This is a genomic window from Enterobacter sp. CPE_E1241, from assembly GCF_045618265.1.
GTDB classification, from domain to species: domain Bacteria; phylum Pseudomonadota; class Gammaproteobacteria; order Enterobacterales; family Enterobacteriaceae; genus Enterobacter; species Enterobacter adelaidei.
In genome coordinates this window covers 4,232,060-4,254,238 of record NZ_JBIWYV010000001.1, presented here as the reverse complement: position 1 = coordinate 4,254,238, position 22,179 = coordinate 4,232,060, and the positions used below count along the sequence as shown (strand labels likewise).

The 22,179-nt window shown below is 56.3% G+C and carries 23 protein-coding genes and 1 riboswitch; of the genes, 7 read left to right on the top strand and 16 right to left on the bottom strand.

The features are described from left to right. Nucleotides 1-119 precede the first annotated feature (119 nt). Nucleotides 120-1,865 carry a DNA primase gene (dnaG, locus tag ACJ9Y9_RS20800; protein WP_023294585.1) on the bottom strand — a complete coding sequence of 582 codons (1,746 nt, stop codon included), beginning with the start codon at nt 1,863-1,865 and terminating at the stop codon, nt 120-122. A gap of 115 nt (nt 1,866-1,980) precedes the next feature. Next, nucleotides 1,981-2,196: a 30S ribosomal protein S21 gene (gene rpsU / locus ACJ9Y9_RS20795; RefSeq protein ID WP_001144069.1), complete on the bottom strand. Its 216-nt coding sequence runs from the start codon at nt 2,194-2,196 to the stop codon at nt 1,981-1,983. Nucleotides 2,197-2,432: 236 nt separating this feature from the next. Between rpsU and tsaD the strand changes: the two genes are divergently transcribed. Beyond that, nucleotides 2,433-3,446 carry a tRNA (adenosine(37)-N6)-threonylcarbamoyltransferase complex transferase subunit TsaD gene (gene tsaD, locus ACJ9Y9_RS20790; protein ID WP_028017130.1) on the top strand — a complete coding sequence of 338 codons (1,014 nt, stop codon included), beginning with the start codon at nt 2,433-2,435 and terminating at the stop codon, nt 3,444-3,446. 47 nt (nt 3,447-3,493) lie between these two features. Here the strand turns inward: tsaD and ureG are convergent, their stop codons facing one another. The 9 genes from ureG to plsY all read right to left on the bottom strand — a co-directional run bounded on the left by ureG (nt 3,494) and on the right by plsY (nt 9,704). Then, nucleotides 3,494-4,111, bottom strand: a complete 618-nt coding sequence (ureG, locus tag ACJ9Y9_RS20785) for an urease accessory protein UreG (protein ID WP_028017131.1) — start codon at nt 4,109-4,111, stop codon at nt 3,494-3,496. Between the two features lie 9 nt (nt 4,112-4,120). Continuing rightward, complete coding sequence (locus ACJ9Y9_RS20780; RefSeq protein ID WP_028017132.1) at nt 4,121-4,795, bottom strand: urease accessory protein UreF; 675 nt, start codon at nt 4,793-4,795, stop codon at nt 4,121-4,123. Next, nucleotides 4,795-5,334, bottom strand: a complete 540-nt coding sequence (locus ACJ9Y9_RS20775; RefSeq protein WP_028017133.1) for a HupE/UreJ family protein — start codon at nt 5,332-5,334, stop codon at nt 4,795-4,797. Before ACJ9Y9_RS20775 ends, ACJ9Y9_RS20780 begins: the two co-directional genes overlap by 1 nt. A gap of 9 nt (nt 5,335-5,343) precedes the next feature. Beyond that, nucleotides 5,344-5,808, bottom strand: a complete 465-nt coding sequence (gene ureE / locus ACJ9Y9_RS20770; protein WP_028017134.1) for an urease accessory protein UreE — start codon at nt 5,806-5,808, stop codon at nt 5,344-5,346. 9 nt (nt 5,809-5,817) lie between these two features. Continuing rightward, nucleotides 5,818-7,521: an urease subunit alpha gene (gene ureC, locus ACJ9Y9_RS20765; RefSeq protein WP_028017135.1), complete on the bottom strand. Its 1,704-nt coding sequence runs from the start codon at nt 7,519-7,521 to the stop codon at nt 5,818-5,820. After that, nucleotides 7,514-7,828 carry an urease subunit beta gene (locus ACJ9Y9_RS20760; protein WP_028017136.1) on the bottom strand — a complete coding sequence of 105 codons (315 nt, stop codon included), beginning with the start codon at nt 7,826-7,828 and terminating at the stop codon, nt 7,514-7,516. Before ACJ9Y9_RS20760 ends, ureC begins: the two co-directional genes overlap by 8 nt. A 10-nt stretch (nt 7,829-7,838) precedes the next feature. Beyond that, the gene (locus ACJ9Y9_RS20755; RefSeq protein WP_003862556.1) at nt 7,839-8,141 is read right to left on the bottom strand and encodes an urease subunit gamma; all 303 of its coding nucleotides are present in this window, start codon (nt 8,139-8,141) and stop codon (nt 7,839-7,841) included. 10 nt (nt 8,142-8,151) lie between these two features. Then, nucleotides 8,152-8,979, bottom strand: a complete 828-nt coding sequence (locus ACJ9Y9_RS20750) for an urease accessory protein UreD (RefSeq protein ID WP_028017137.1) — start codon at nt 8,977-8,979, stop codon at nt 8,152-8,154. 110 nt (nt 8,980-9,089) lie between these two features. Then, complete coding sequence (plsY, locus tag ACJ9Y9_RS20745) at nt 9,090-9,704, bottom strand: glycerol-3-phosphate 1-O-acyltransferase PlsY (protein WP_028017138.1); 615 nt, start codon at nt 9,702-9,704, stop codon at nt 9,090-9,092. A 107-nt stretch (nt 9,705-9,811) separates the two neighbouring features. Here plsY and folB point away from each other — a divergent pair, with 107 nt between their 5' ends. Further along, on the top strand, nt 9,812-10,180 hold the full coding sequence (gene folB, locus ACJ9Y9_RS20740; protein ID WP_028017139.1) for a bifunctional dihydroneopterin aldolase/7,8-dihydroneopterin epimerase: 369 nt from the start codon (nt 9,812-9,814) through the stop codon (nt 10,178-10,180). Between the two features lie 106 nt (nt 10,181-10,286). Further along, on the top strand, nt 10,287-11,108 hold the full coding sequence (bacA, locus tag ACJ9Y9_RS20735; RefSeq protein WP_032666809.1) for an undecaprenyl-diphosphate phosphatase: 822 nt from the start codon (nt 10,287-10,289) through the stop codon (nt 11,106-11,108). 10 nt (nt 11,109-11,118) lie between these two features. Here the strand turns inward: bacA and ACJ9Y9_RS20730 are convergent, their stop codons facing one another. Both ACJ9Y9_RS20730 and ACJ9Y9_RS20725 read right to left on the bottom strand, forming a co-directional pair. After that, nucleotides 11,119-12,360 carry a multifunctional CCA addition/repair protein gene (locus ACJ9Y9_RS20730; protein ID WP_028017141.1) on the bottom strand — a complete coding sequence of 414 codons (1,242 nt, stop codon included), beginning with the start codon at nt 12,358-12,360 and terminating at the stop codon, nt 11,119-11,121. Nucleotides 12,361-12,421: 61 nt separating this feature from the next. Next, the gene (locus ACJ9Y9_RS20725) at nt 12,422-13,042 is read right to left on the bottom strand and encodes a TIGR04211 family SH3 domain-containing protein (protein ID WP_028017142.1); all 621 of its coding nucleotides are present in this window, start codon (nt 13,040-13,042) and stop codon (nt 12,422-12,424) included. A gap of 229 nt (nt 13,043-13,271) precedes the next feature. On the opposite strand from ACJ9Y9_RS20725, the gene ACJ9Y9_RS20720 reads away from it, so the two are divergent. Genes ACJ9Y9_RS20720 through hldE form a run of 3 tightly spaced genes read left to right on the top strand, consistent with a single transcriptional unit; the run spans nt 13,272 to nt 18,921 of the window. Beyond that, nucleotides 13,272-14,573 carry an inorganic triphosphatase gene (locus ACJ9Y9_RS20720; RefSeq protein WP_028017143.1) on the top strand — a complete coding sequence of 434 codons (1,302 nt, stop codon included), beginning with the start codon at nt 13,272-13,274 and terminating at the stop codon, nt 14,571-14,573. Between the two features lie 21 nt (nt 14,574-14,594). Further along, entirely contained in the window at nt 14,595-17,450 is a 2,856-nt protein-coding gene (gene glnE / locus ACJ9Y9_RS20715; RefSeq protein ID WP_028017144.1) for a bifunctional [glutamate--ammonia ligase]-adenylyl-L-tyrosine phosphorylase/[glutamate--ammonia-ligase] adenylyltransferase, read from the top strand. Between the two features lie 40 nt (nt 17,451-17,490). Next, nucleotides 17,491-18,921: a bifunctional D-glycero-beta-D-manno-heptose-7-phosphate kinase/D-glycero-beta-D-manno-heptose 1-phosphate adenylyltransferase HldE gene (gene hldE, locus ACJ9Y9_RS20710; protein WP_028017145.1), complete on the top strand. Its 1,431-nt coding sequence runs from the start codon at nt 17,491-17,493 to the stop codon at nt 18,919-18,921. 78 nt (nt 18,922-18,999) lie between these two features. On the opposite strand, the gene ubiK is transcribed toward hldE, so the two are convergent. Beyond that, nucleotides 19,000-19,296 carry a ubiquinone biosynthesis accessory factor UbiK gene (gene ubiK / locus ACJ9Y9_RS20705; protein WP_028017146.1) on the bottom strand — a complete coding sequence of 99 codons (297 nt, stop codon included), beginning with the start codon at nt 19,294-19,296 and terminating at the stop codon, nt 19,000-19,002. A gap of 120 nt (nt 19,297-19,416) precedes the next feature. Then, a riboswitch (FMN riboswitch) is annotated at nt 19,417-19,567 on the top strand. 105 nt (nt 19,568-19,672) lie between these two features. On the opposite strand from ubiK, the gene ribB reads away from it, so the two are divergent. Continuing rightward, nucleotides 19,673-20,326, top strand: coding sequence for a 3,4-dihydroxy-2-butanone-4-phosphate synthase (gene ribB / locus ACJ9Y9_RS20700; RefSeq protein ID WP_028017147.1), 654 nt, complete (start codon nt 19,673-19,675; stop codon nt 20,324-20,326). Nucleotides 20,327-20,370: 44 nt separating this feature from the next. Here the strand turns inward: ribB and ACJ9Y9_RS20695 are convergent, their stop codons facing one another. Next, entirely contained in the window at nt 20,371-21,432 is a 1,062-nt protein-coding gene (locus ACJ9Y9_RS20695) for a type 1 fimbrial protein (RefSeq protein WP_028017148.1), read from the bottom strand. Beyond that, a complete protein-coding gene (locus ACJ9Y9_RS20690) occupies nt 21,416-22,174 on the bottom strand; it encodes a molecular chaperone (RefSeq protein WP_028017149.1) in 759 nt (252 codons plus the stop codon). Before ACJ9Y9_RS20690 ends, ACJ9Y9_RS20695 begins: the two co-directional genes overlap by 17 nt. Between the last annotated feature and the right edge of the window lie 5 nt (nt 22,175-22,179).

Below are 22,179 nucleotides of genomic sequence, written 5' to 3'. Positions count from 1 at the left end.
TCGGCGATGGGGCTGCCAACCTTTAAAGCGAGGGCGTACTTATATTTTTGCCGCTGCCTCTCAGTGCGGCTGCCGGGGGCTTCCCGATCGATATTCGGCACTTAAGCCGTTAAGTTCTTTTATTTCTTCGCCAGTTCCTGGTTAATCATCCAGAGTTCCCGGCGTTCTTCGCTGCTCAAACCGTGCGTGCGCTCGCGAGCAATCAACTCTTCCTGGCGCAGCTCAAGCATCGAATCAAACATATGGTTGAGTGAGTCGGTGAACGTTTTCTCTGCAATATCCTTATCTGCTATATCGTCCCACATCGACAGTTTTTCAAGGGTTGCGGCCTCTTTTGTGCCGCGATAATGTTCTAAAAGTTGTCCGGTGGTCAGACCTGGTTGCGACAAACAAGTGTTGACCAATTCTGAAAATAAGCCAAGTCCGGGCAATTTTTCGTGGTTCAAACCCGCCAGCGACGGCACTTGCGGAGCAAGTTCGGGGTTTTGCACCAGTAACCCTATCAGTATACGCATGGTTGTGCGTTTTAGCTGAGGCGCGGGGCGAACCGCACCATTTTCAGCCTGTTTTGGCATTAAACGTTCAAGCTGGCTGTCATCCAGAATGCCAAGCTTGTTGCCTAACTCCTGACGCAGATAGATACGCAGCGTTTCGCCCGGCACCTGGCTGATTAACGGCAGTGCCAGCGTACTGAGCTGCGCGCGCCCGTCAGGGGTACTCAAATCCACCTGCGGCATCAGGCTGTTAAACAAAAACGTGGAGAGTGGCTGAGCCTGCTCCATCCGCGCTTCAAACGCCGCTTTGCCCTCTTTACGCACCAGCGTATCCGGGTCTTCACCGTCGGGCAGGAACATAAAGCGCAATTGACGCCCGTCGGTCATGTAAGGAAGTGCCGTTTCCAGCGCGCGCCAGGCTGCATCCCGTCCTGCGCGGTCACCGTCGTAACAGCAGATGACATTGTTGGTCACCCTGAACAGCAACTGAATATGATCGGCCGTGGTGGACGTCCCTAACGATGCAACGGCGTAGTTAATGTCGTACTGCGCCAGTGCAACGACGTCCATATAGCCTTCGACGACCAGAAGACGCGGAGGTTCCGCATTATCTTGCTGCGCCTCATAAAGGCCATACAGCTGACGGCCTTTATGGAAAATATCGGTTTCCGGGGAGTTGAGGTATTTCGGCAGGGCATCACCCAATACGCGACCACCAAAACCTATTACCCGTCCACGCTTGTCGCGGATCGGGAACATCACCCGTTCGCGGAAGCGGTCGTAGCTTCGTCCCTGGTCATTGGTGACCAGCATGCCTGCATCGATGAGGGATTTACGATCTTCGCTATTGCCGCCAAAACGCTTTAACACGTTATCCCAGCCGGGCGGGGCGTAACCAATAGCGAAACGCGCAATGACATCGTCGCTCAGTCCGCGCTTGTTCAGATACTGACGCGCAGGCTCAGCCGCAGAGTGCTTAAGAGACTGTTGGTAAAACGAATTCAGGCCATCCATCAGCTGATACAGCGTTTGCCGTTGATGGCGCTCTATCTGGCTTGGCCCACTGCCTGCTTCATACGGCACTTCAAGGTTATGCATTGCCGCCAGTTCTTCGACGGTTTCAACGAACTCGAGCTTGTCGTAGTTCATTAAAAAATCAACGGCGTTACCGTGAGCACCACAGCCGAAGCAATGGTAAAACTGCTTTTCACCGTTTACGGTGAAGGAGGGGGTTTTTTCGTTATGGAACGGACAGCACGCATGGTAGTTCTTGCCCTGCTTTTTCAGCTTTACCCGCGCGTCGATGAGATCGACGATGTCGGTTCTGGCGAGCAGGTCATTGATGAAAACGCGTGGGATTCTTCCGGCCATATGCCCCAAAAATTTAAGCGACTTATAAACGAAAACAAGCCGCGCATTCCTTCCGGAAGCACGGCCTTACGACTATTACTCTGTCTGTCAATTGAGGGCTGAGGCCCTCAACCAATTAGTACAGACGAGTACGGCGTGCGTTTTCGCGAGCCAGTTTCTTCGCGTGACGTTTCACTGCAGAAGCTTTAGCGCGCTTACGTTCGGTCGTTGGTTTTTCATAGAACTCACGACGACGAACTTCAGCCAGAACACCTGCTTTCTCGCATGAACGTTTGAAGCGACGCAGTGCTACGTCGAACGGCTCGTTTTCACGTACTTTAATTACCGGCATGTAACTCTCACCTTTAATAAATTCGGTTTGCCGCTGGCATCAACGCCAGCTTATTTCAAAATGGTGCGGAATTTTACTGCAAATGCTGCTGCTTTGTAAAGCACCGATGCGATTTTGAAAGGGACTTTAATAAGGGTGAGGAGTATACACGAGCCTTCTTCCTGGGGCGAACAAAGTTTTACATCAACCCGCCCAGGCTCTACACTGCGCGGTATTGAAACGAGGTAAAATAAGTCATGCGTGTACTGGGTATTGAAACATCCTGCGATGAAACCGGCATTGCCATTTACGACGACGAGAAAGGGCTTCTGGCCAACCAACTGTATAGTCAGGTGAAATTGCACGCTGACTACGGCGGCGTCGTGCCAGAACTGGCCTCTCGTGACCACGTGCGTAAAACGGTTCCCCTGATTCAGGCGGCACTGAAAGAGGCCGGGTTGAGTTCAACAGATATTGATGCCGTGGCGTATACCGCAGGCCCGGGTCTGGTCGGTGCCCTGCTGGTGGGTGCAACGGTTGGGCGTTCGCTGGCCTTTGCATGGGATGTGCCGGCCATTCCGGTTCACCATATGGAAGGGCATCTGCTGGCGCCGATGCTGGAAGATAACCCACCTGAGTTTCCGTTTGTGGCACTGCTGGTTTCTGGCGGTCATACCCAGCTGATTAGCGTGACGGGCATTGGCAAGTATGAGCTGCTGGGTGAGTCGATCGACGACGCCGCCGGTGAAGCGTTCGACAAAACCGCCAAGCTGCTGGGGCTGGATTATCCTGGCGGCCCAATGCTTTCTAAGATGGCGTCGCAGGGTACGGAAGGGCGCTTTGTCTTCCCGCGTCCGATGACCGACCGTCCGGGGCTGGACTTCAGCTTCTCTGGCCTGAAAACCTTCGCCGCCAATACCATTCGTAATAACGATGATAGCGAGCAGACCCGCGCCGATATCGCCCGCGCGTTCGAAGATGCGGTAGTCGATACGCTGATGATCAAGTGCAAACGCGCGCTGGATCAGACCGGTTTTAAGCGTCTGGTGATGGCTGGCGGCGTCAGCGCCAACCGTACGCTGCGTGCGAAGCTTGCTGAGATGATGCAAAAGCGTCGTGGGGAAGTGTTCTACGCGCGTCCGGAATTTTGTACCGACAACGGTGCGATGATTGCCTACGCCGGGATGGTACGTCTGAACGCCGGTGCAACGTCCGATCTGAGCGTCTCCGTGCGTCCGCGCTGGCCGCTGGCGGAACTGCCTGAGGCGTAACCCCCTCAACCTAACCCTCTCCCCATAGGGGAGAGGGAAATTTACGACTACACCCGCAACATTCCTTTCTCTTCTAAAAAACCAATAATCGTCGCTAACCCGTCACCTGCCTTCAGGTTGGTGAACGTCCAAGGACGTTCACCGCGCATGCGGTTGGTGTCGCGCTCCATCACCTCCAGCGAAGCACCCACGTACGGCGCGAGATCGGTTTTGTTGATCACCAGGAAATCGGATTTGGTGATCCCTGGCCCTCCCTTGCGCGGGATCTTCTCCCCCTCGGCCACGTCGATCACGTAGATCGTCAGGTCTGCCAGTTCGGGACTGAAGGTCGCACTCAGGTTATCGCCGCCACTTTCAACGAAGATCAGATCCAGATTACCGAATTTCTCGCTTAATGCTTCTACTGCGGCCAGGTTCATCGAGGCATCTTCACGGATGGCGGTATGCGGGCAGCCACCGGTCTCCACGCCCACGATGCGTTCCGGCTCCAGCGCGCCCGCTTCGGTCAGGATGCGCTGATCCTCTTTGGTGTAGATATCGTTCGTCACCACCGCCAGGTGATAGGTGTCGCGCATCGCTTTGCACAGTGCTTCCAGCAACGCAGTTTTGCCCGACCCTACCGGGCCGCCGACGCCGACGCGCAGGGGATGTTTGTAATCAGCCATATTGACTCCTCAGGAACGGAATAGTCGTGAATATTGTGTTTCGTGGCGCGCAGAGGCGATAGCGGACAGCGGTGTCGCCGCGCCTATCTCGTCATCACTGCGCAAAAATGCCTGTTCAAGCCCGTCGGCAAAATGGTTGCTCAGGTCGATAATCAGCTGCTGCGCGGCCTGTTGCCCAAACGGCACCAGCTTCACGCCTGCCATGACCGCGCTCTCTATCCAGCTGTAGCCGAGACTCAGAGCCAGCTCGCGCACGCCGATGCCCCAGCGCACGCCGAGCCACGCCATGCCGCAGAGCTGGCTTTGCGTAAACAGCGGCAGCCATTCGGGCGAGCAGTCCGGCTCCCAGCTTTTGATGAGGCGCGTAAAGGCCGCTCCGCGATTGCGCTCCTCTTCACGGAGTTCGCGCGTTTCCCGGCAGGCGAGCAGATACGCTGTCCAGCGTTTGGCTGTAACGAGATCCTGTTGCTCACAGGCCTGATACAGGCGGATAAACAGCGGCAGATCGACGCAGAAAAAACTCTGCTCCATCTGCTGCGTCTGCCAGCGTTTTAAGGCATCGGTACTCGTGACCCAACCGGCTTCAACAGCCCATTCCAGCCCCTGTGACCAGGTAAATGACCCGACCGGCAGGCTGCTGCTGGAAAGCTGCATCAGGCGCAGCCACTGGCGGGCGTGCTCCATTAGCTCATCAGCGCCAGCAGGGCGGAGACAATCAGTCCGCCGCCGAAGGTTTTACGCAGCCCATCGTGACGGCGCAGCAGCAACCCTGCGGCAAAACTGGCGCACAGTACGGTGGCGCTGGCAAACATGAACCCGCTGGTGAACAGCCAGAAGCTGTGGCCGGACATCTCCACACCGTGCGCCCAGCCGTGGAACATCGCCAGGGCAGGGACTGCCAGCAGCAGACGGTTTTCGGTTTTAAACATCATCACGCCGCAGACCGCCAGCGAGGCGATAATCAGCATCTCCATGCCGCTAAAGCCACCAAGCAGACTGCCCGCAATGGCGCCGACAAGCATCATGCCGAGGGTGGCAAAGGGCAGTATCAACTTGCGGCCGCTCAGGGCGGAGAGCACGCCTGCACCTGTCAGCATCAGCAGATGATCGAGGCCGGTCAGCGGGTGGAAAAATCCGGCATGGAAGCTGTCGGCTCCGTGTCCCGGATGTGCCAGCGCAGGCAGGGAAAAAGCCAGAAGGAACAGGGGTAAGTACTTGCGCATGATTAATCCTTAATGTGAATGAGCGTGAGAGTGGCTATGACTATGGGCCTCGCTGGTGTAGGCCCCTGCTTCGGGTTCAAATGGCAGGCTGGCAAACGTCACCTCAAGCCCGAACTGGCGCAGCATATCGTCGAGAACATGATCGTGGTGATAGCGCAGCTCGCCGGGCATGATTTGCAGCGGCACATGACGGTTGCCCAGGTGATAACAGGCGCGGGCGAGCAGGAATGGATCGGCGCAGCGCACCACAGAGACGGACTCCGGAGCGGCAATCACTTCAATGACTTCGCTGCCGTCTTCGTTGCAGAGCAGGTCTCCGCCGCGCAGCAGCAAGCCGCGCGGCAGCATTAGCCCGGCTTCGCGCCCGTCGTTCAGCGCCACGCGGGCGCGGCTTTTCACCCGCACGTCAATCGGCAGCGTGACGCTGGAGGTTACGGGATGGGCATGGTCCAGGCGTTGGGTTAAATAGATCATCATCACTCCTCAAAACAGGAAATAGCGTTGCGCCATCGGCAGAACGTCAGCCGGTTCGCTGGTAATCAGTTCGCCGTCGACGCGCACTTCATAGGTCTGCGAATCAACGGTGATATTCGGCTGAAGGCCGTTGTGGATCATGTCCGCCTTTTTCACCGTCCGGCAGCCTTTCACCACGGCGGTGCCACTTTGCAGATTGAGCTGCTGTGGGATGCCGTTCGCACTGGCGGCCTGCGAGATAAACGTCAGCCGCGTGGCGTGGCGCGCGGCACCGAGTGCGCCAAACATCGGGCGGTAATGGACTGGCTGCGGCGTGGGGATAGAGGCGTTGATATCACCCATTGGCGCGCAGGCGATCATCCCGCCTTTGACGATGGTGGCGGGTTTGACGCCAAAGAATGCCGGGGACCAGACCACCAGATCCGCCAGTTTTCCCGCCTCAATCGAACCCACTTCATGGGCGATACCGTGGGTCAGCGCCGGGTTGATGGTGTATTTGGCGACATAGCGCTTTACGCGGAAGTTGTCGTTATCGCCAGTCTCTTCCGGCAGGGGGCCGCGCTGCACCTTCATGCGGTGCGCCACCTGCCAGGTGCGGATAATCACTTCCCCCACGCGGCCCATCGCCTGAGAATCTGACGAGGTGAGCGAAAATGCGCCGATATCGTGCAGCACATCTTCAGCGGCGATGGTTTCACGGCGAATACGTGATTCCGCAAAGGCGACGTCCTCAGCAATATCCGGATCGAGGTGATGGCAGACCATCAGCATGTCGAGATGCTCGTCGATGGTGTTCACCGTGTAGGGCAGCGTCGGGTTGGTGGAGGAGGGCAGAATATTCGGGTGCGCGCAGGCGGTGATGATATCCGGCGCGTGGCCGCCGCCCGCGCCTTCGGTGTGGAAGGTGTGGATGGTACGCCCGCCAATCGCCGCCAGCGTATCTTCGACAAACCCGGATTCGTTCAGCGTGTCGCTGTGCAGCGCCACCTGTATATCCATCTCGTCTGCGACCTCCAGAGAACAGTTGATGGCGGCAGGCGTGGCACCCCAGTCTTCGTGGATCTTAAGCCCGATAGCACCGGCGGCGATCTGCTCGCGCAGAGCGTCCGGGTTTGAGCCGTTACCCTTGCCGAGCAGACCAATATTCACCGGCAGCGTATCTGCGGCCTGTAACATGCGGGCGATATACCACGGCCCCGGCGTGCAGGTCGTGGCGTTGGTGCCTGCAGCGGGCCCGGTACCGCCGCCGATCATGGTCGTGACGCCGGAGACCAGCGCCTCTTCCGCCTGCTGCGGGCAGATCCAGTGAATGTGGGTGTCGATCCCGCCGGCGGTGACGATCTTCCCCTCGGCGGCAATTACTTCCGTTGCCGCGCCAATCGGGATCGTCACGCCGGGCTGAATATCCGGGTTACCGGCTTTACCGACGGCAAAGATCCGCCCGTTCTTCACGCCGATATCGGCTTTCACGATCCCCCAGTGATCAACTATCAGCGCGTTGGTGAGAACCAGATCCACGCATTGATCCGTTGTCATTTGTCCTTGACCCATGCCGTCGCGGATCACTTTTCCGCCGCCGAATTTGACCTCTTCACCGTAAACAGTGAGATCCTCTTCCACTTCGATCCACAGATCGCTGTCGGCCAGCCGCACTTTATCTCCCGTGGTGGGGCCGAACATGTCGGCGTAGGCCTGACGTGAAATCTCAGCCATTGTTCACTTCTCCCATCACCTCACCGCGAAAACCGACAATGCGCTTCGCGCCGCTGATCTGAACCAGCGTCACTTCGCGTTTTTGGCCGGGTTCGAAACGTACGGCGGTCCCGGCCGGAATATTCAGCCGGTAGCCTTTGGTTATCGCCCGGTCGAACTTCAGCGCCGGGTTGACCTCGTAAAAGTGGTAGTGCGATCCCACCTGGATCGGCCTGTCACCGTGGTTTTCGACGATCACACTCTGCGTTGCTCGCCCTACGTTGATGGCAATATTTCCGGGCTGGATCTGGTATTCACCTGGGATCATCACGCGCTCCTTAGACGATCGGGTTATGGACAGTGACGAGCTTTGAACCGTCGGGGAAGGTGGCTTCTACCTGAATGTCGGGGATCATCTCGGGTACACCTTCCATCACCTGGTCGCGTGTGAGGACATGGCGGCCCGCCTCCATCAGTGAGGCGACGGTTTCGCCATCGCGCGCACCTTCCATAATAAAGGCGCTGATCAACGCGACGGATTCCGGATAATTGAGCTTTACCCCGCGTGCAAGGCGGCGTTCGGCAACCAGCGCGGCGGTGAACAGCAACAGCTTGTCTTTTTCTCTGGGGGTCAGTTCCATAACGTTTCTCTTATGTCTGCCAGATACGCGGCGAACAGGCGGTTTTGTGGGATAAAAGCGGGCGAAGCGACTGCCAGATATCGCGCATCACTCGCTGACAAATCAGGTTATCGTGAGAGAGAAAGCGCACCGACAGCAGATCGTCAGTAAGGGTTGCCCCGGCAACGTTTTCCAGTGGTGTAAGCAGTTCACGTACTCTGTCGAGATGCTCTTCCCTGGCCGGATAGAACAGCAGCGTGCCGACCCACGGATGCCCGGCAACGGGCGTGAGATCGCCATCGCTAAGATGCTGACGCTCAATCAGGCGAGGTTCGTCTTCAATCCAGATTTCAAGGCGGCTCTCCAGCCTGCCGTGGCTGAAGGTCTCACCGATCACCGGTCGCCCCAGACAGTACAGCTCCCAGGCCATCAATGTACTGGAGGCCTTCAGGTGGAAAACGGAGCGCAGCGCGGCGTTCGCGCCGGGAAAGATAATGGTGTCCTGCGGCAACCACTCCAGCGTGGCGTCTTCATCGAGATAAAAGTGCTGGCTCAGACGAGCCTGCGGGCCACTGCTGCGATAGAACTTACTGGCACCGGGCATGGTGATGAGCGCATGGCTTTTGGCGTCCAGCCGAACGGAAATGTCCAGCGTATCGCCACCCACAATTCCGCCGGGCGGATGCAGCAGGTAAAGGTGGCAGGTATCCCCTTCCGGGTAAAACGGACGCTGAACCGTAAGTGGCCCGAGGTGATGAGCGGAATGCAGGAGGGTTTTCTCAGGCGTGTGACAAAACTGCAGGGCAAGCGACGCCTGCCAGCCTTTATACGTAGTATCAGTGACCTGAGCTGCTAACATGCTGCATCCATTTGCTCACCATCGGGATACGTTTCAGTATGCCCTGGCGGAAATGAAGGCTGTCATATGAGTCGCTTATGGATACGTTATCTGCTGCGGGTGTCGCGCGATTACTCAGGCTCTTTTTTCTTTCTCTTGAGCTTTGTCCAGATTTTGGTCTCCTGGCGACGCCACAGGCGCTGGATATTGTCGTGATGACGCAGCAGGATAAGGCAAGAGAGCATCGACACCGGGAAGGTGAATTGAGGTTTGAACCACCAGACGTAAAACGGGGCGATCAGCGCGCTGACAATGGCACCCAGTGACGAGTAGCCGCTCAGAAGAATGGTCAGCAGCCAGGTGCCGGCCATGACGCCGGTTAAGTCCCAGCCGATAGGCGCAATGGCACCAAAGGCGGTTGCAACGCCTTTGCCACCTTTAAATCCGAAGAATACAGGCCAGATGTGGCCGACACAGGCAGCGATGGCAATGAGCCCCAGCCAGAACGGCGTGACGCCCAGCGCATATGCGCCCCAGACGGGTAGCATCCCTTTCAGAACATCAAAAATCAAAACCGCTACGGCTGCACCCTTGCCGCCAATTCGTAGTACGTTGGTCGCCCCCGGGTTCCCGGAACCACTTTCACGCGGGTCGGGTAACCCTGCAATGCGGCAGACCAGAATGGCGCTGGAGATTGAGCCGCAAAGATAGGCGAGGAGGATCATTCCAGGCGCGATTGCACTCATAACGCTGTTCCGTTTTGAAAATGTATCTGTATTCTCAGCATCTGTGGATAATACGCATAATTCGCCGGAAGTGGTATCCGGTTTAGCCAAAAAGCAGGCAGGTCGTGATGGATATTGTATTTATAGAGCAACTTTCGGTAATCACCACTATTGGTGTTTACGACTGGGAACAGACCATTGAGCAGAAGCTGGTGTTCGATATCGAAATGGGCTGGGATAACCGTAAGTCAGCAAAAAGTGATGACGTGAATGACTGTCTGAGCTATGCCGATATCAGTGAAACGGTCATCGCCCACGTTGAAGGGCAACGTTTTGCGCTGGTCGAACGGGTGGCTGAAGAAGTCGCAGAATTGCTGCTGAAAAAATTCAATTCACCGTGGGTGCGCATTAAGTTAAGTAAACCAGGAGCAGTGGCGCGCGCCACCAATGTTGGCGTTATTATTGAGCGTGGCACAAATCTGAAAGGCAAGATTTAACGTCATAATAGCTAAACCATTTTAGGTTATACCGGTCTTAACGCTGTATCTTTCTCGGTTGTCCGCATGGGGCACCGTTTTTTTATATCTTCTTAGGGGTTTATAGATGAGCGATATGCACTCGCTGCTGGTGGCGGCAATACTGGGTGTGGTCGAAGGATTGACGGAGTTTTTGCCGGTTTCCAGTACGGGCCATATGATTATCGTTGGCCATCTGCTGGGCTTTGAAGGCGATACCGCTAAAACGTTTGAAGTGGTCATCCAACTGGGTTCTATTCTGGCGGTAGTGGTGATGTTCTGGCGTCGTCTGTTTGGTCTGATCGGCATCCACTTTGGCCGTCCGCCTCAGCACGAAGGTATGGGTAAAGGCCGACTGTCACTGATCCATATTCTGCTCGGGATGATCCCTGCGGTGGTGCTGGGTCTGGTGTTCCACGACGCCATTAAATCTCTGTTTAACCCAATTAACGTGATGTACGCGTTGGTCGTGGGTGGTTTCCTGCTGATCGCGGCGGAAGTGCTGAAGCCGAAAACCCCGCGTGCGGAAGGTCTGGATGACATGACCTACCGTCAGGCGTTTATGATTGGTTGCTTCCAGTGCCTGGCACTGTGGCCGGGCTTCTCACGTTCAGGCGCGACCATTTCTGGCGGGATGCTGATGGGCGTAAGCCGTTATGCGGCCTCTGAGTTTTCGTTCCTGCTGGCAGTACCGATGATGATGGGAGCCACTGCACTCGACGTCTACAAAAGCATTGGGTTCCTCACCACGGGTGACATTCCGATGTTCGCCGTTGGTTTCATCACCGCCTTTATCGTGGCGCTGATTGCCATTAAAACTTTCCTGCAGTTGATTAAGCGTATCTCGTTTATTCCGTTCGCGATCTATCGCTTTATCGTGGCGGCAGCGGTTTACGTGGTCTTCTTCTGACCGATTACCCTCAGTCTTTCGGCTGAGGGCAATGCTTTTCCTTCCAGTCAGACACCGCCTGAATCCGACGTCTGGTTAGTTCTTCACGGATCTCTGGTCCTTTAAAGCCCGCTTCGACAACATCCTTCGTTGGCACCGCTTTCGCGACTTCCCAGGCTTTACGCAATAAACGTCCCTGCGGGTAATCACACGCTTCAAACCCGGTGCGCCCACGCACGTCAGCTTCACTGGTCAGGGCGATTTGCTCCACGCGGTGAGGTTTGCGCCAGGCGTCAATGTTATCGAACAGCTTGACGATGGTGGCCGGTTTCAGAATAGGGAAGGTGTGGATCAGGTCGTGGAACTCGGCCACCAGTTTCGCCAGATCGCGGATCTCATTCGGCACGCGCAGACGCTGACAAAGCCCCTCGACCAGCTTCACGCCTGCCGGGCCATGCCCGTGATGACGCGGCCAGAACTCTTTTGGCGTTAAGCCTTTGCCCAGATCGTGGCACAGGGTGGAAAAACGGATGTCGACATCGGGGCTGAGCATAGCCGCCATACTGAGCGTCATCAGGGTATGAACGCCGGTATCAATTTCCGGGTGCCATTTCGCTGGTGCAGGGACACCAAACAGTGCGTCGATTTCCGGGAACAGCACCTTCAGCGCGCCGCAGTCGCGCAGGACCTGGAAAAAGACCTGTGGGTTGCGCGTGGTCAGGGCATTTTCCGTCTCTTTCCAGACGCGCTCTGGCGTCAGGTGTTCAAGTTCACCCGCCTCGGTCATGGCGGTCATCAGCGCCATTGTCTCATCGGCAATTCGGAAACTCAGGTGGGCATAACGCGCGGCAAAACGCGCCACGCGCAGAACGCGGAGCGGATCTTCAGAAAACGCCGGGGAGACGTGACGTAAAAGGCGGTTACGCAGATCGTCCTGACCGCCATAAGCGTCAATAATCTGACCCTGCTCATCCTGTGCCAGCGCGTTGATGGTGAGATCGCGACGCAGGAGATCTTGCTCCAGCGTGACATCCGGCGCGGCATAACAGGTGAAACCCGTGTAGCCAGAACCGGATTTCCGTTCGGTACGCGCGAGGGCGTACTCTTCCCGGCTTTTTGGGTGCAGGAATACGGGAAAATCGCGGCCTACCTGCTGGTAGCCCGCGTTGAGCATCTCTTCGGGGGTGGCACCGACCACCACCCAGTCTTTATCTTTGACCGGCAGACCTAACAACGCATCACGTACCGCACCACCGACCAGATAACTCTTCACGCCCTACACTCCCGTTTTCTCTTTTTCCAGGATCATACGTAAGTCTGGCAGAGAAGACGAGTTAGTTCATCCAGCGGTCTTTACGCTTACGGCTTGGGATCAGATGCGGCAGCACCAGACCGAGCACCAGACCCACGCCCAGCACGCCACCGCCATACATAAACCACTGCATGATGATGGTGCGCTGTTTGTCGTCGAGCTGCAGATTGGCGGCATTCACTTTCTTCTGCGCGACAATCAGCTCGTTTTTGAGTTTTTGGTTCTCTTCTTTCAGACCGTTGATCACACCGTCACTCTGCGCCACTTTCTGCTGCATTTCAGCGGTGCGTTGGTTCCAGGTTCCGTCGATGTTATTCAGCTTGTCGGTCAGGGTTTTCACCTGGTTTTCCAGATCCGGCACGCGCGTGCGCAGGCTTGGCACGGTGCTCAGCTCTTTCAGCGGGATCCAGGACGTACGGCCGGTACTGTCGCGAACCTGGCCATAGTTGGTGTCCGCGTTGGTCTGTAACAGGGTGACTTCCTCGCCGGCATTTACCGTGCCCACGAGGCGATAATTATCTCCGGGGCCACTGCGTACCCAGGTGTTCAGTTCGTCAGAAACGTAACGCTTCTCTTCAGCGTGCACGGTGGTTGCGGCGCTAAAAGCGAGTAAAGTAAGTCCAATCAGGCGTAATTTAAGCATCATTAGTCGTTATTTTCATAAATAGTGGAACGATAGTAGTGGCAACAGTGTCTCTACGCAAAGCATTCGTCAGCAATCAGAATCATCTGTGTCACGACTCTACACATTTACGCCCGTCAAATTGCTCATTGCATGGCAATTTGGCGCAAAATACTATGTACTGACAAACAAATGGCGAGGAAGTTCGCCCTCATTGACGCGTCTGTGACGCCCGCAAAAGTACAAGGCTATGGCACAAGAAATTGAATTAAAGTTTATCGTCGAAAAAGACAGCATTGACGCTCTTCGTCAGCATCTGCACACGCTTTCCGGCGAACACCATGCACCGGTACAACTGCTTAATATCTATTACGAAACGCCAGACAACTGGCTTCGCCGCCACGATATGGGGCTACGCATCCGTGGCGCGAACGGACGCTACGAGATGACGATGAAAATTGCCGGTCGCGTGGTTGGCGGTTTACATCAGCGCCCGGAATACAATATCGACATCAGTAAGCCAGAACTTGAGCTGGAACGTTTCCCGACAGAAGTTTGGCCTGAGGGTAAACTGCCAGAAACCTTATCCGCAGACGTACAGCCCCTGTTCAGTACCGATTTCTGGCGTGAAAAATGGCTGGTGACGGAAGGCAAGAGCCGCATTGAAATCGCGCTGGATTTAGGTGAGGTGAAGGCGGGTGAGTTCCAGGAGCCGATCTGCGAACTGGAGCTTGAACTGCTGGAAGGGGATGCGAACGATGTGCTGAAGCTGGCACGCAAGCTGGTGAACCAGTCCGGATTACGTCAGGGAAGCCTGAGTAAAGCCGCGCGCGGTTACCACCTGGCGGCCGGCAATGTGCCACGCGTGGTGAAAGAGACGACGATTTTGCACGTTGCGCCGAAAACCAGCGTAGAGCAGGGGCTGGAAGCCGCGCTGGAGCTGGCGCTCTCGCAGTGGCAGTATCATGAAGAGCTGTGGGCGCGAAATGTGAAAAACGCGAAATCCCACGTGCTGGCGGCGATTGCCCTGGTGCGCCATACCCTGACGCTGTTCGGCGGTATTGTTCCTCGCAAAGCTAGCGCTCACTTACGTGACCTGCTAACGCAAACCGAAACTCTGATGCTCTCCGACGTATCGGCACAAACAGCGATCTATAGCCCGCAAACGGCGACGGCAAAACTGGCGCTGACCGAGTTTCTGGTCACGCGTGGCTGGCGTACTTTCCTGGATGCGAAAGCGCAGACCAAAATCGCGGAGAACTTCAAACGTTTCGCGGATATTCATCTCTCTCGTCATGCCGCCGAGCTGAAGAGCACCTTTGCTTACCCGCTGGGTGACCAGTATGGCGATCAGCTTCCTCGTCTTTCGCGCAATATCGACAGCATGCAGCTGCTTTCCGGTGCCTATGACGGCGTGAAGGCTCAGGCCTGGCTGGAGAACTGGCAGGGGTTGAAGCATGCCATTGAAACCCGTCAGCATATTGAGATTGAGCATTTCCGTAACGAGGCCATTTCGCAGGAGCCGTTCTGGCTGCACAGCGGAAAACGTTAACTCTGGCAAGGAACCCCAATCATGCCGCTTTCTTCGCAGTTACAGCAGCAGTGGCAGACCGTTTGCGAACGTCTGCCTGAGTCATTACCAGTGTCATCATTAAGCGAGCAGGCGAAGAGCGTGCTCACTTTCAGTGATTTTGTGCAGGAAAGTATCACCGCCAACCCGGACTGGCTGGTGGAGCTTGAAAAGTCACCGCCACAGGCAGAAGAGTGGCGGCATTATGCTGACTGGTTGCAAACCGCGCTTGCTGAAGTTGCGGATGAAGCAACGCTGATGCGCGTCCTGCGCCAGTTCCGTCGCCGGGTAATGGTGCGTATTGCCTGGGCGCAATCTCTGGCGCTGGTCAGCGAAGAGAGCACGTTACAGCAGCTAAGTGAGCTGGCACAGACGTTGATTGTTGCTGCGCGAGACTGGCTCTACGCCGCCTGCTGTAAAGAGTGGGGAACACCGTGCAGCGAGGAAGGGGTTCCTCAGCCACTGTTGATTCTGGGGATGGGTAAGCTGGGCGGTTGCGAGCTTAACTTCTCCTCCGATATCGATCTGATTTTTGCCTGGCCGGAGAACGGCTCTACGCGCGGCGGGCGCCGTGAGCTGGATAACGCCCAGTTCTTTACCCGACTCGGCCAGCGTCTGATTAAGGCCCTGGATCAGCCGACGCAGGATGGTTTCGTCTACCGCGTGGACATGCGTCTGCGTCCCTTTGGCGACAGCGGCCCGCTTGTGTTGAGCTTTGCCGCACTGGAAGATTATTACCAGGAGCAGGGGCGCGACTGGGAACGCTACGCCATGGTTAAAGCGCGGATCATGGGTGACAGCGACGATGCCTACGCCAACGAATTGCGCGCCATGCTGCGCCCGTTCGTGTTCCGCCGTTACATTGACTTCAGCGTGATCCAGTCCCTGAGAAACATGAAAGGGATGATTGCCCGAGAAGTGCGCCGCCGTGGGCTGAAAGACAATATTAAGCTCGGTGCAGGCGGTATCCGCGAAATCGAATTTGTCGTCCAGGTCTTCCAGCTTATTCGCGGCGGGCGTGAGCCGTCCCTGCAATCACGTTCGTTGCTGCCAACGCTGACAGCGATTGAGCAGCTTCACCTGTTACCGGACGGTGACGCGCAAACCCTGCGCGAGGCCTATCTGTTCCTGCGTCGTCTGGAGAACCTGCTGCAAAGTATCAACGACGAACAGACCCAGACCCTGCCAGCGGATGATCTGAACCGGGCGCGTCTTGCCTGGGGGATGCGCGCAGATGACTGGTCAATGCTGACCGAACGGCTGGATGCGCATATGGCAGGCGTACGCCGTATCTTTAACGACCTGATTGGCGATGACGAAAGTGAATCGCAGGACGATGCGCTTTCCGAGCACTGGCGCGAGCTATGGCAGGATGCGCTTCAGGAAGATGACACTACGCCAGTGCTGGCACACCTGAGTGACGACGCCCGCCATCGTATAGTGGCACTGATTGCTGATTTTCGTCTTGAACTGAATAAACGTGCGATTGGGCCACGTGGTCGGCAGGTACTTGATCATTTGATGCCGCATCTGCTGAGCGAGGTTTGCTCCCGCGCGGATGCGCCGGTGCCGCTGTCGCGCATGATGCCGCTGCTGAGTGGGATTATCACGCGTACCACGTACCTTGAACTATTGAGCGAGTTTCCAGGGGCGCTTAAACATCTGATTACGCTCTGCGCTGCGTCGCCGATGGTGGCCAACAAGCTGGCGCGTTATCCGCTGTTGCTCGACGAACTGCTCGACCCGAATACGCTCTACCAACCGACGGCGACGGACGCCTACCGGGACGAGCTGCGCCAATATCTGCTGCGGGTGCCGGAAGAGGACGAAGAGCAGCAGCTGGAGGCGTTGCGTCAGTTTAAGCAGGCACAGATGCTGCGCGTGGCAGCGGCAGATATCGCCGGAACGCTGCCGGTGATGAAAGTGAGCGATCACTTAACCTGGCTTGCGGAAGCGATCATCGACGCGGTCGTGCATCAGGCCTGGGTGCAGATGGTGGCTCGCTACGGCCAGCCGAAACACCTGGCCGACCGTGAGGGTCGTGGTTTTGCGGTGGTGGGGTACGGCAAGCTCGGCGGCTGGGAGCTGGGCTATAGCTCCGATCTGGATTTAATCTTCCTGCACGATTGCCCGGTCGACGTGATGACTGACGGCGAACGTGAGATTGACGGGCGCCAGTTCTATCTGCGTCTGGCCCAGCGCATTATGCACCTGTTCAGCACCCGTACCTCATCCGGCATTTTGTACGAAGTGGATGCACGTCTGCGACCCTCCGGCGCGGCGGGCATGCTGGTCACCTCGACGGAGTCCTTTGCTGATTACCAGAAGAACGAAGCCTGGACGTGGGAGCATCAGGCGCTGGTGCGTGCCCGCGTGGTGTACGGCGATCCGCAGCTTAAAACGCAGTTTGACGTCATCCGTAAGGATGTCATGACGACGGTGCGAGAAGGTGCCACGTTGCAAACTGAAGTGCGGGAAATGCGCGAGAAAATGCGCGCGCATCTGGGCAATAAACATCGCGATCGCTTTGATATCAAAGCCGATGAGGGGGGGATTACCGATATTGAGTTTATTACCCAGTACCTGGTGCTGCTGCACGCGCACGATAAACCGAAGCTGACACGCTGGTCGGACAATGTACGCATTCTGGAACTGCTCGCGCAAAACGACATTATGGACGAGCAGGAGGCACAGGCGTTAACCCGCGCCTATACCACGCTACGCGATGAGCTGCACCACCTGGCGCTGCAGGAACAACCGGGGCATGTGGCGCTGGACTGTTTCAGCAGTGAACGCGCTCAGGTGACGGCAAGCTGGCAGAAGTGGCTGGTGGAACCGTGCGTAACAAAACAAGTGTGATATTATCGCGCGCAAATTGTGAATCTTTCTGGAGTCAGGAATGAAAGTAACACTGCCAGAGTTTGAACGTGCTGGAGTTATGGTTGTCGGGGATGTGATGCTGGATCGCTACTGGTATGGGCCAACCAGCCGCATCTCTCCGGAAGCGCCGGTACCGGTGGTTAAGGTCGACACCATTGAAGAGCGTCCCGGCGGCGCGGCAAACGTGGCGATGAACATTGCCTCTCTGGGCGCGCATTCGCGTCTGGTGGGCTTGACCGGCATCGACGATGCGGCGCGTGCGCTGAGCAAGTCACTGGCGGACGTGAACGTGAAGTGTGACTTCGTTTCTGTACCGACCCACCCGACGATCACCAAACTGCGCGTGCTGTCGCGCAACCAGCAGTTAATCCGCCTCGACTTTGAAGAAGGGTTCGAGGGAGTTGACCCTGAGCCGCTGCACGAGCGTATTAATCAGGCGCTGGGTAATATTGGTGCGCTGGTTCTGTCCGACTATGCCAAAGGTGCGCTGGCGAGCGTGCAGACGATGATTCAGCTCGCGCGTAAAGCCAACGTGCCGGTGCTGATCGACCCGAAAGGCACCGATTTTGAGCGCTATCGCGGCGCAACGCTGCTGACGCCAAATCTTTCCGAGTTTGAAGCGGTGGCGGGTAAGTGCAAAACGGAAGCAGAAATTGTCGAACGTGGCATGAAGATCATTGCTGATTTCGAGCTGTCTGCACTGCTGGTGACCCGTTCAGAGCAGGGGATGACCCTGATTCAACCAGGCAAAGCACCCCTGCATATGCCCACTCAGGCGCAGGAAGTGTATGACGTGACCGGTGCTGGCGATACGGTGATTGGCGTGCTGGCGGCGACGCTTGCAGCCGGGAATTCCCTTGAAGAAGCCTGTTACTTTGCTAATGCAGCGGCGGGTGTCGTCGTCGGCAAACTCGGTACTTCAACCGTTTCGCCTATTGAGCTGGAAAATGCCGTGCGTGGCCGTGCAGACACCGGTTTCGGTGTGATGAGCGAAGACGAACTGAAAGCCGCCGTTGCCGCAGCGCGTAAGCGCGGTGAGAAAGTGGTGATGACCAACGGTGTGTTTGACATTCTGCACGCGGGCCATGTTTCGTATCTGGCGAATGCGCGCAAGCTGGGCGATCGTCTGATTGTGGCAGTGAACAGTGATGCGTCAACGAAGCGTCTGAAGGGTGAAACGCGTCCGGTGAACCCGCTGGAACAGCGTATGATCGTTCTCGGTGCGCTGGAAGCCGTGGACTGGGTGGTGTCGTTTGAAGAAGACACGCCGCAGCGTCTGATTGCCGGTATTCTGCCGGACCTGCTGGTGAAAGGTGGCGATTACAAGCCGGATCAAATTGCGGGCAGCGAAGAGGTCTGGGCCAACGGCGGCGAAGTGATGGTGCTCAACTTTGAGGACGGGTGTTCAACCACCAACATCATTAAGAAAATCCAGAAAGACAGTCAGTAAAAAAACGGGCCAATTGGCCCGTTCGTTTTTCTCCCTCTCCCACAGGGAGAGGGTTGGGGTGAGGGCATCAGGCCGCTCTTACTCCTGCTCATCCACCGGTGGAATGGCCGGTGCCGGCTTCACTTCTTCCTGCGTATTGCGGTTTTCCAGCTCGGTCAGACGCTGTTCCAGCAACGCCAGCTTCTCGCGGGTACGCAGCAGAATCTGGGTCTGCACGTCAAACTCTTCGCGGCTGACTAGATCAAGGCGAACCAACTGCGCCTGCAGCGTCTGGCGGATTTTCTTTTCTACGTCATCACCAAATTCACGAATGCCTTTCGGCATGGATTCGTGTACCTGACGCGCAATTTGCTCAATTTTTTTCGGGTCAATCATTGTCGTTTCCCTTGATGAAAAGGTGTCAGTGCCTATTGTAGCGCGTCATGCCGCGGGTTAAACAAAATTGTTTGATGCTTATGCATTGCCCAGGGTAATCAATAGCGTTATAGTTATCTCGCTTATTCTCAGGGCGGGGCGAAATTCCCCACCGGCGGTAAATCAGCTTCACGCTGAAAGCCCGCGAGCGCTTTGGGTGAACACTCAAAGGTCAGCAGATCCGGTGTAATTCCGGGGCCGACGGTTAGAGTCCGGATGGGAGAGAGTAACGATCCAGTCGGGCATGACCCGCTCACGTTATTTTTTTGCCGCTTATACGGCGCTCCTAAGACTGCCCTGATTCTGGTAACCATAATGTTAATGAGGTTTTTTTACCATGAATCAGACGCTACTTTCCTCTTTTGGCACTTCAACTCAACGTGTTGAACATGCACTGGATGCACTGCGCGAAGGCCGCGGTGTGATGGTGCTTGACGATGAAAACCGTGAAAACGAAGGCGACATGATTTTCGCCGCCGAAAACATGACCGTTGAACAGATGGCGCTGACCATCCGTCATGGTAGTGGCATCGTATGCCTGTGTATTACCGAAGATCGTCGTAAGCAGCTCGAACTGCCAATGATGGTTGAGAACAACACCAGCGCCTTTGGTACGGGTTTCACTGTGACCATTGAAGCGGCGCATGGCGTGACCACCGGTGTGTCTGCGGCTGACCGTCTGACCACCGTACGTGCCGCGATTGCTGATGATGCGAAGCCCTCCGATCTGCATCGTCCAGGCCACGTCTTTCCTCTGCGCGCGCAGGCCGGCGGCGTCCTGACCCGCGGTGGCCACACCGAAGCGACTATCGATCTGGTGACGCTGGCAGGCTTCAAACCAGCAGGTGTTTTGTGTGAACTGACCAACGATGACGGCACCATGGCGCGCGCGCCGGAGTGCATCACCTTTGCCCGTCTGCACAATATGCCAGTGGTCACGATTGAAGATCTGGTCGAGTACCGCCAGGCGCACGAGCGCAAAGCCAGCTGAAACCGCTGAAGTGAAAAAGCCGGGGAAACCCGGCTTTTTTATGTTTAGTGGTAGTTAATTTTAAACAGCACTACGGTTTCGAATGGTCCGGACTGGATCGCTTTTCCCGGCACCGGCGTCAGCTCAGCGGTATAGGTCTGTTCGTACTGCAACGTACTGCCGGTAAAATCGGCATACTCTTCGTATCGGTTAAAGGTGTAGGGCTGCGTTCCGTTCAGGATGCGTAATTTCAGGCCGTTACCGATGAGCAGGGCGGTATCTTCATCGCTCAGCGTCTCGTTCGTATAGAACGACGAATCCATTTTGAACCCATCGGAACATTCGGCGTCCTGTATCTTGGTCGTTCTGACCGAGAACGTGCGCGTTCGCTTTCCCTGATTCATCATGTCGCGGGCGCTGAACGTACCAAAATCAATCTCCTGATTTTCCGGATAGATGCTGAAGGTCGCCCCGCAGTCCAGGACGGTGATATTGTTCAGGCCATTAATATGATACTTAAGGTTTTTCGCGTCGGACATCTGGTTGACGCCGCCCTTGCCGTCGAACTGCACCACGATATAGTCCCCAAGCGTGCTGACGTAGCCGTGCGGCGGCATGACCTTGATTCTGACGTACAGACGAAAGCGCACGATGAACGTGCGTGAGGTGTGAATGTCGTTTGCATTGCCGGAGCAGATGCGGTTTTCCCAGCCCATTTGCTGGATTTGGGCAGGTGTATAGATAGTGATCTGTTTGTTATCAAGGCACTGGGACGTATCGACCCCGTTGGGTTGTCCTGTCGCATCGTAGTCGATCCCTTCATAAGTTACGCCGAGATCGTAGTAGGGATCGGACGCCGACGGGTAGGGGTTAACCCAGGCATAGATGTCCTCTTTTTCAAAATTACTGGTGGCATTGTGGTCGCAGGTCACAGGAACCTTGATATCGTCAGATTCCCATATTTTCTCCCCCACCTGCGCGTTGCTGGGAATGGCAAAAGGCGAGATTGTTTTTGTCTCCTCCACAGGCCCGCCGGAAACGCCGAGATAGCAGTCAAGCGCCAGCGCCTCCCTGAATGGCAGAAGGGCAAGTAGCAGCAAAAACAAAAAATTAGCGAGCTTGCGCATTGTTTTGACCCTTCCGCTCGCTGAGCTGGCATTGAGCCTTACCCGCACAGGTAACGTCCACTTTTTTCAGCGCGCCGTAATCATCAATGTAACCCACGCTGTAGTAGCTCCCGTGGTAGTCGCCGGTAGAGGTAGACGCTGTGGCAAACGGAGCAATCATCAGGCTGTCGAAGCCCGGCAGCTGGGTTTTCGCATTTTTACTCAGCCACGCGAGGGTGATGTAATAGGGCGTGGGGTTGTGTACGCTGAGCCCCGTTGCGGTGGCGGTAATTTCCATGCGCATTTCGCTTTGATCACCCGGCTTTTTGGTGATGGCTTTTGGCCGCCAGAACAGCTTAATGCGGCTCTGCATGGCCACCTGCATAACGCTGCGCGCCTCGCTGGCGCTGCTTGTGGGCGGAACTTCGCGCAGGTTGAAGTAAAACAGCGACTCTCTGTCCTTCGGCAACTGCCCAACCGCCGCCTGCTTCACAATTCTGACCTGCGATGACGCGCCCGCTTCAATGCGCTGAATGGGCGGCAGCGCCATGAAGTGGCTGTCCTCTTTGCGCCCGTTTTCGTCTTCAATCCAGGAAAGCGCCAGGTAGGGTAAGGTTTTGCTCTGGTTATCGACTTTCAGGCTGCTTGCCTTGTCCCCTTCGGGAAAAACGATCCGCGTACGGTCCAGGTTAATGGCGGCATGCGCGTTCAATGCGGTGCCGAGCAACATCAGGCTCAGGGCCTTGAGTGGGGGGAGTTTCATCATGG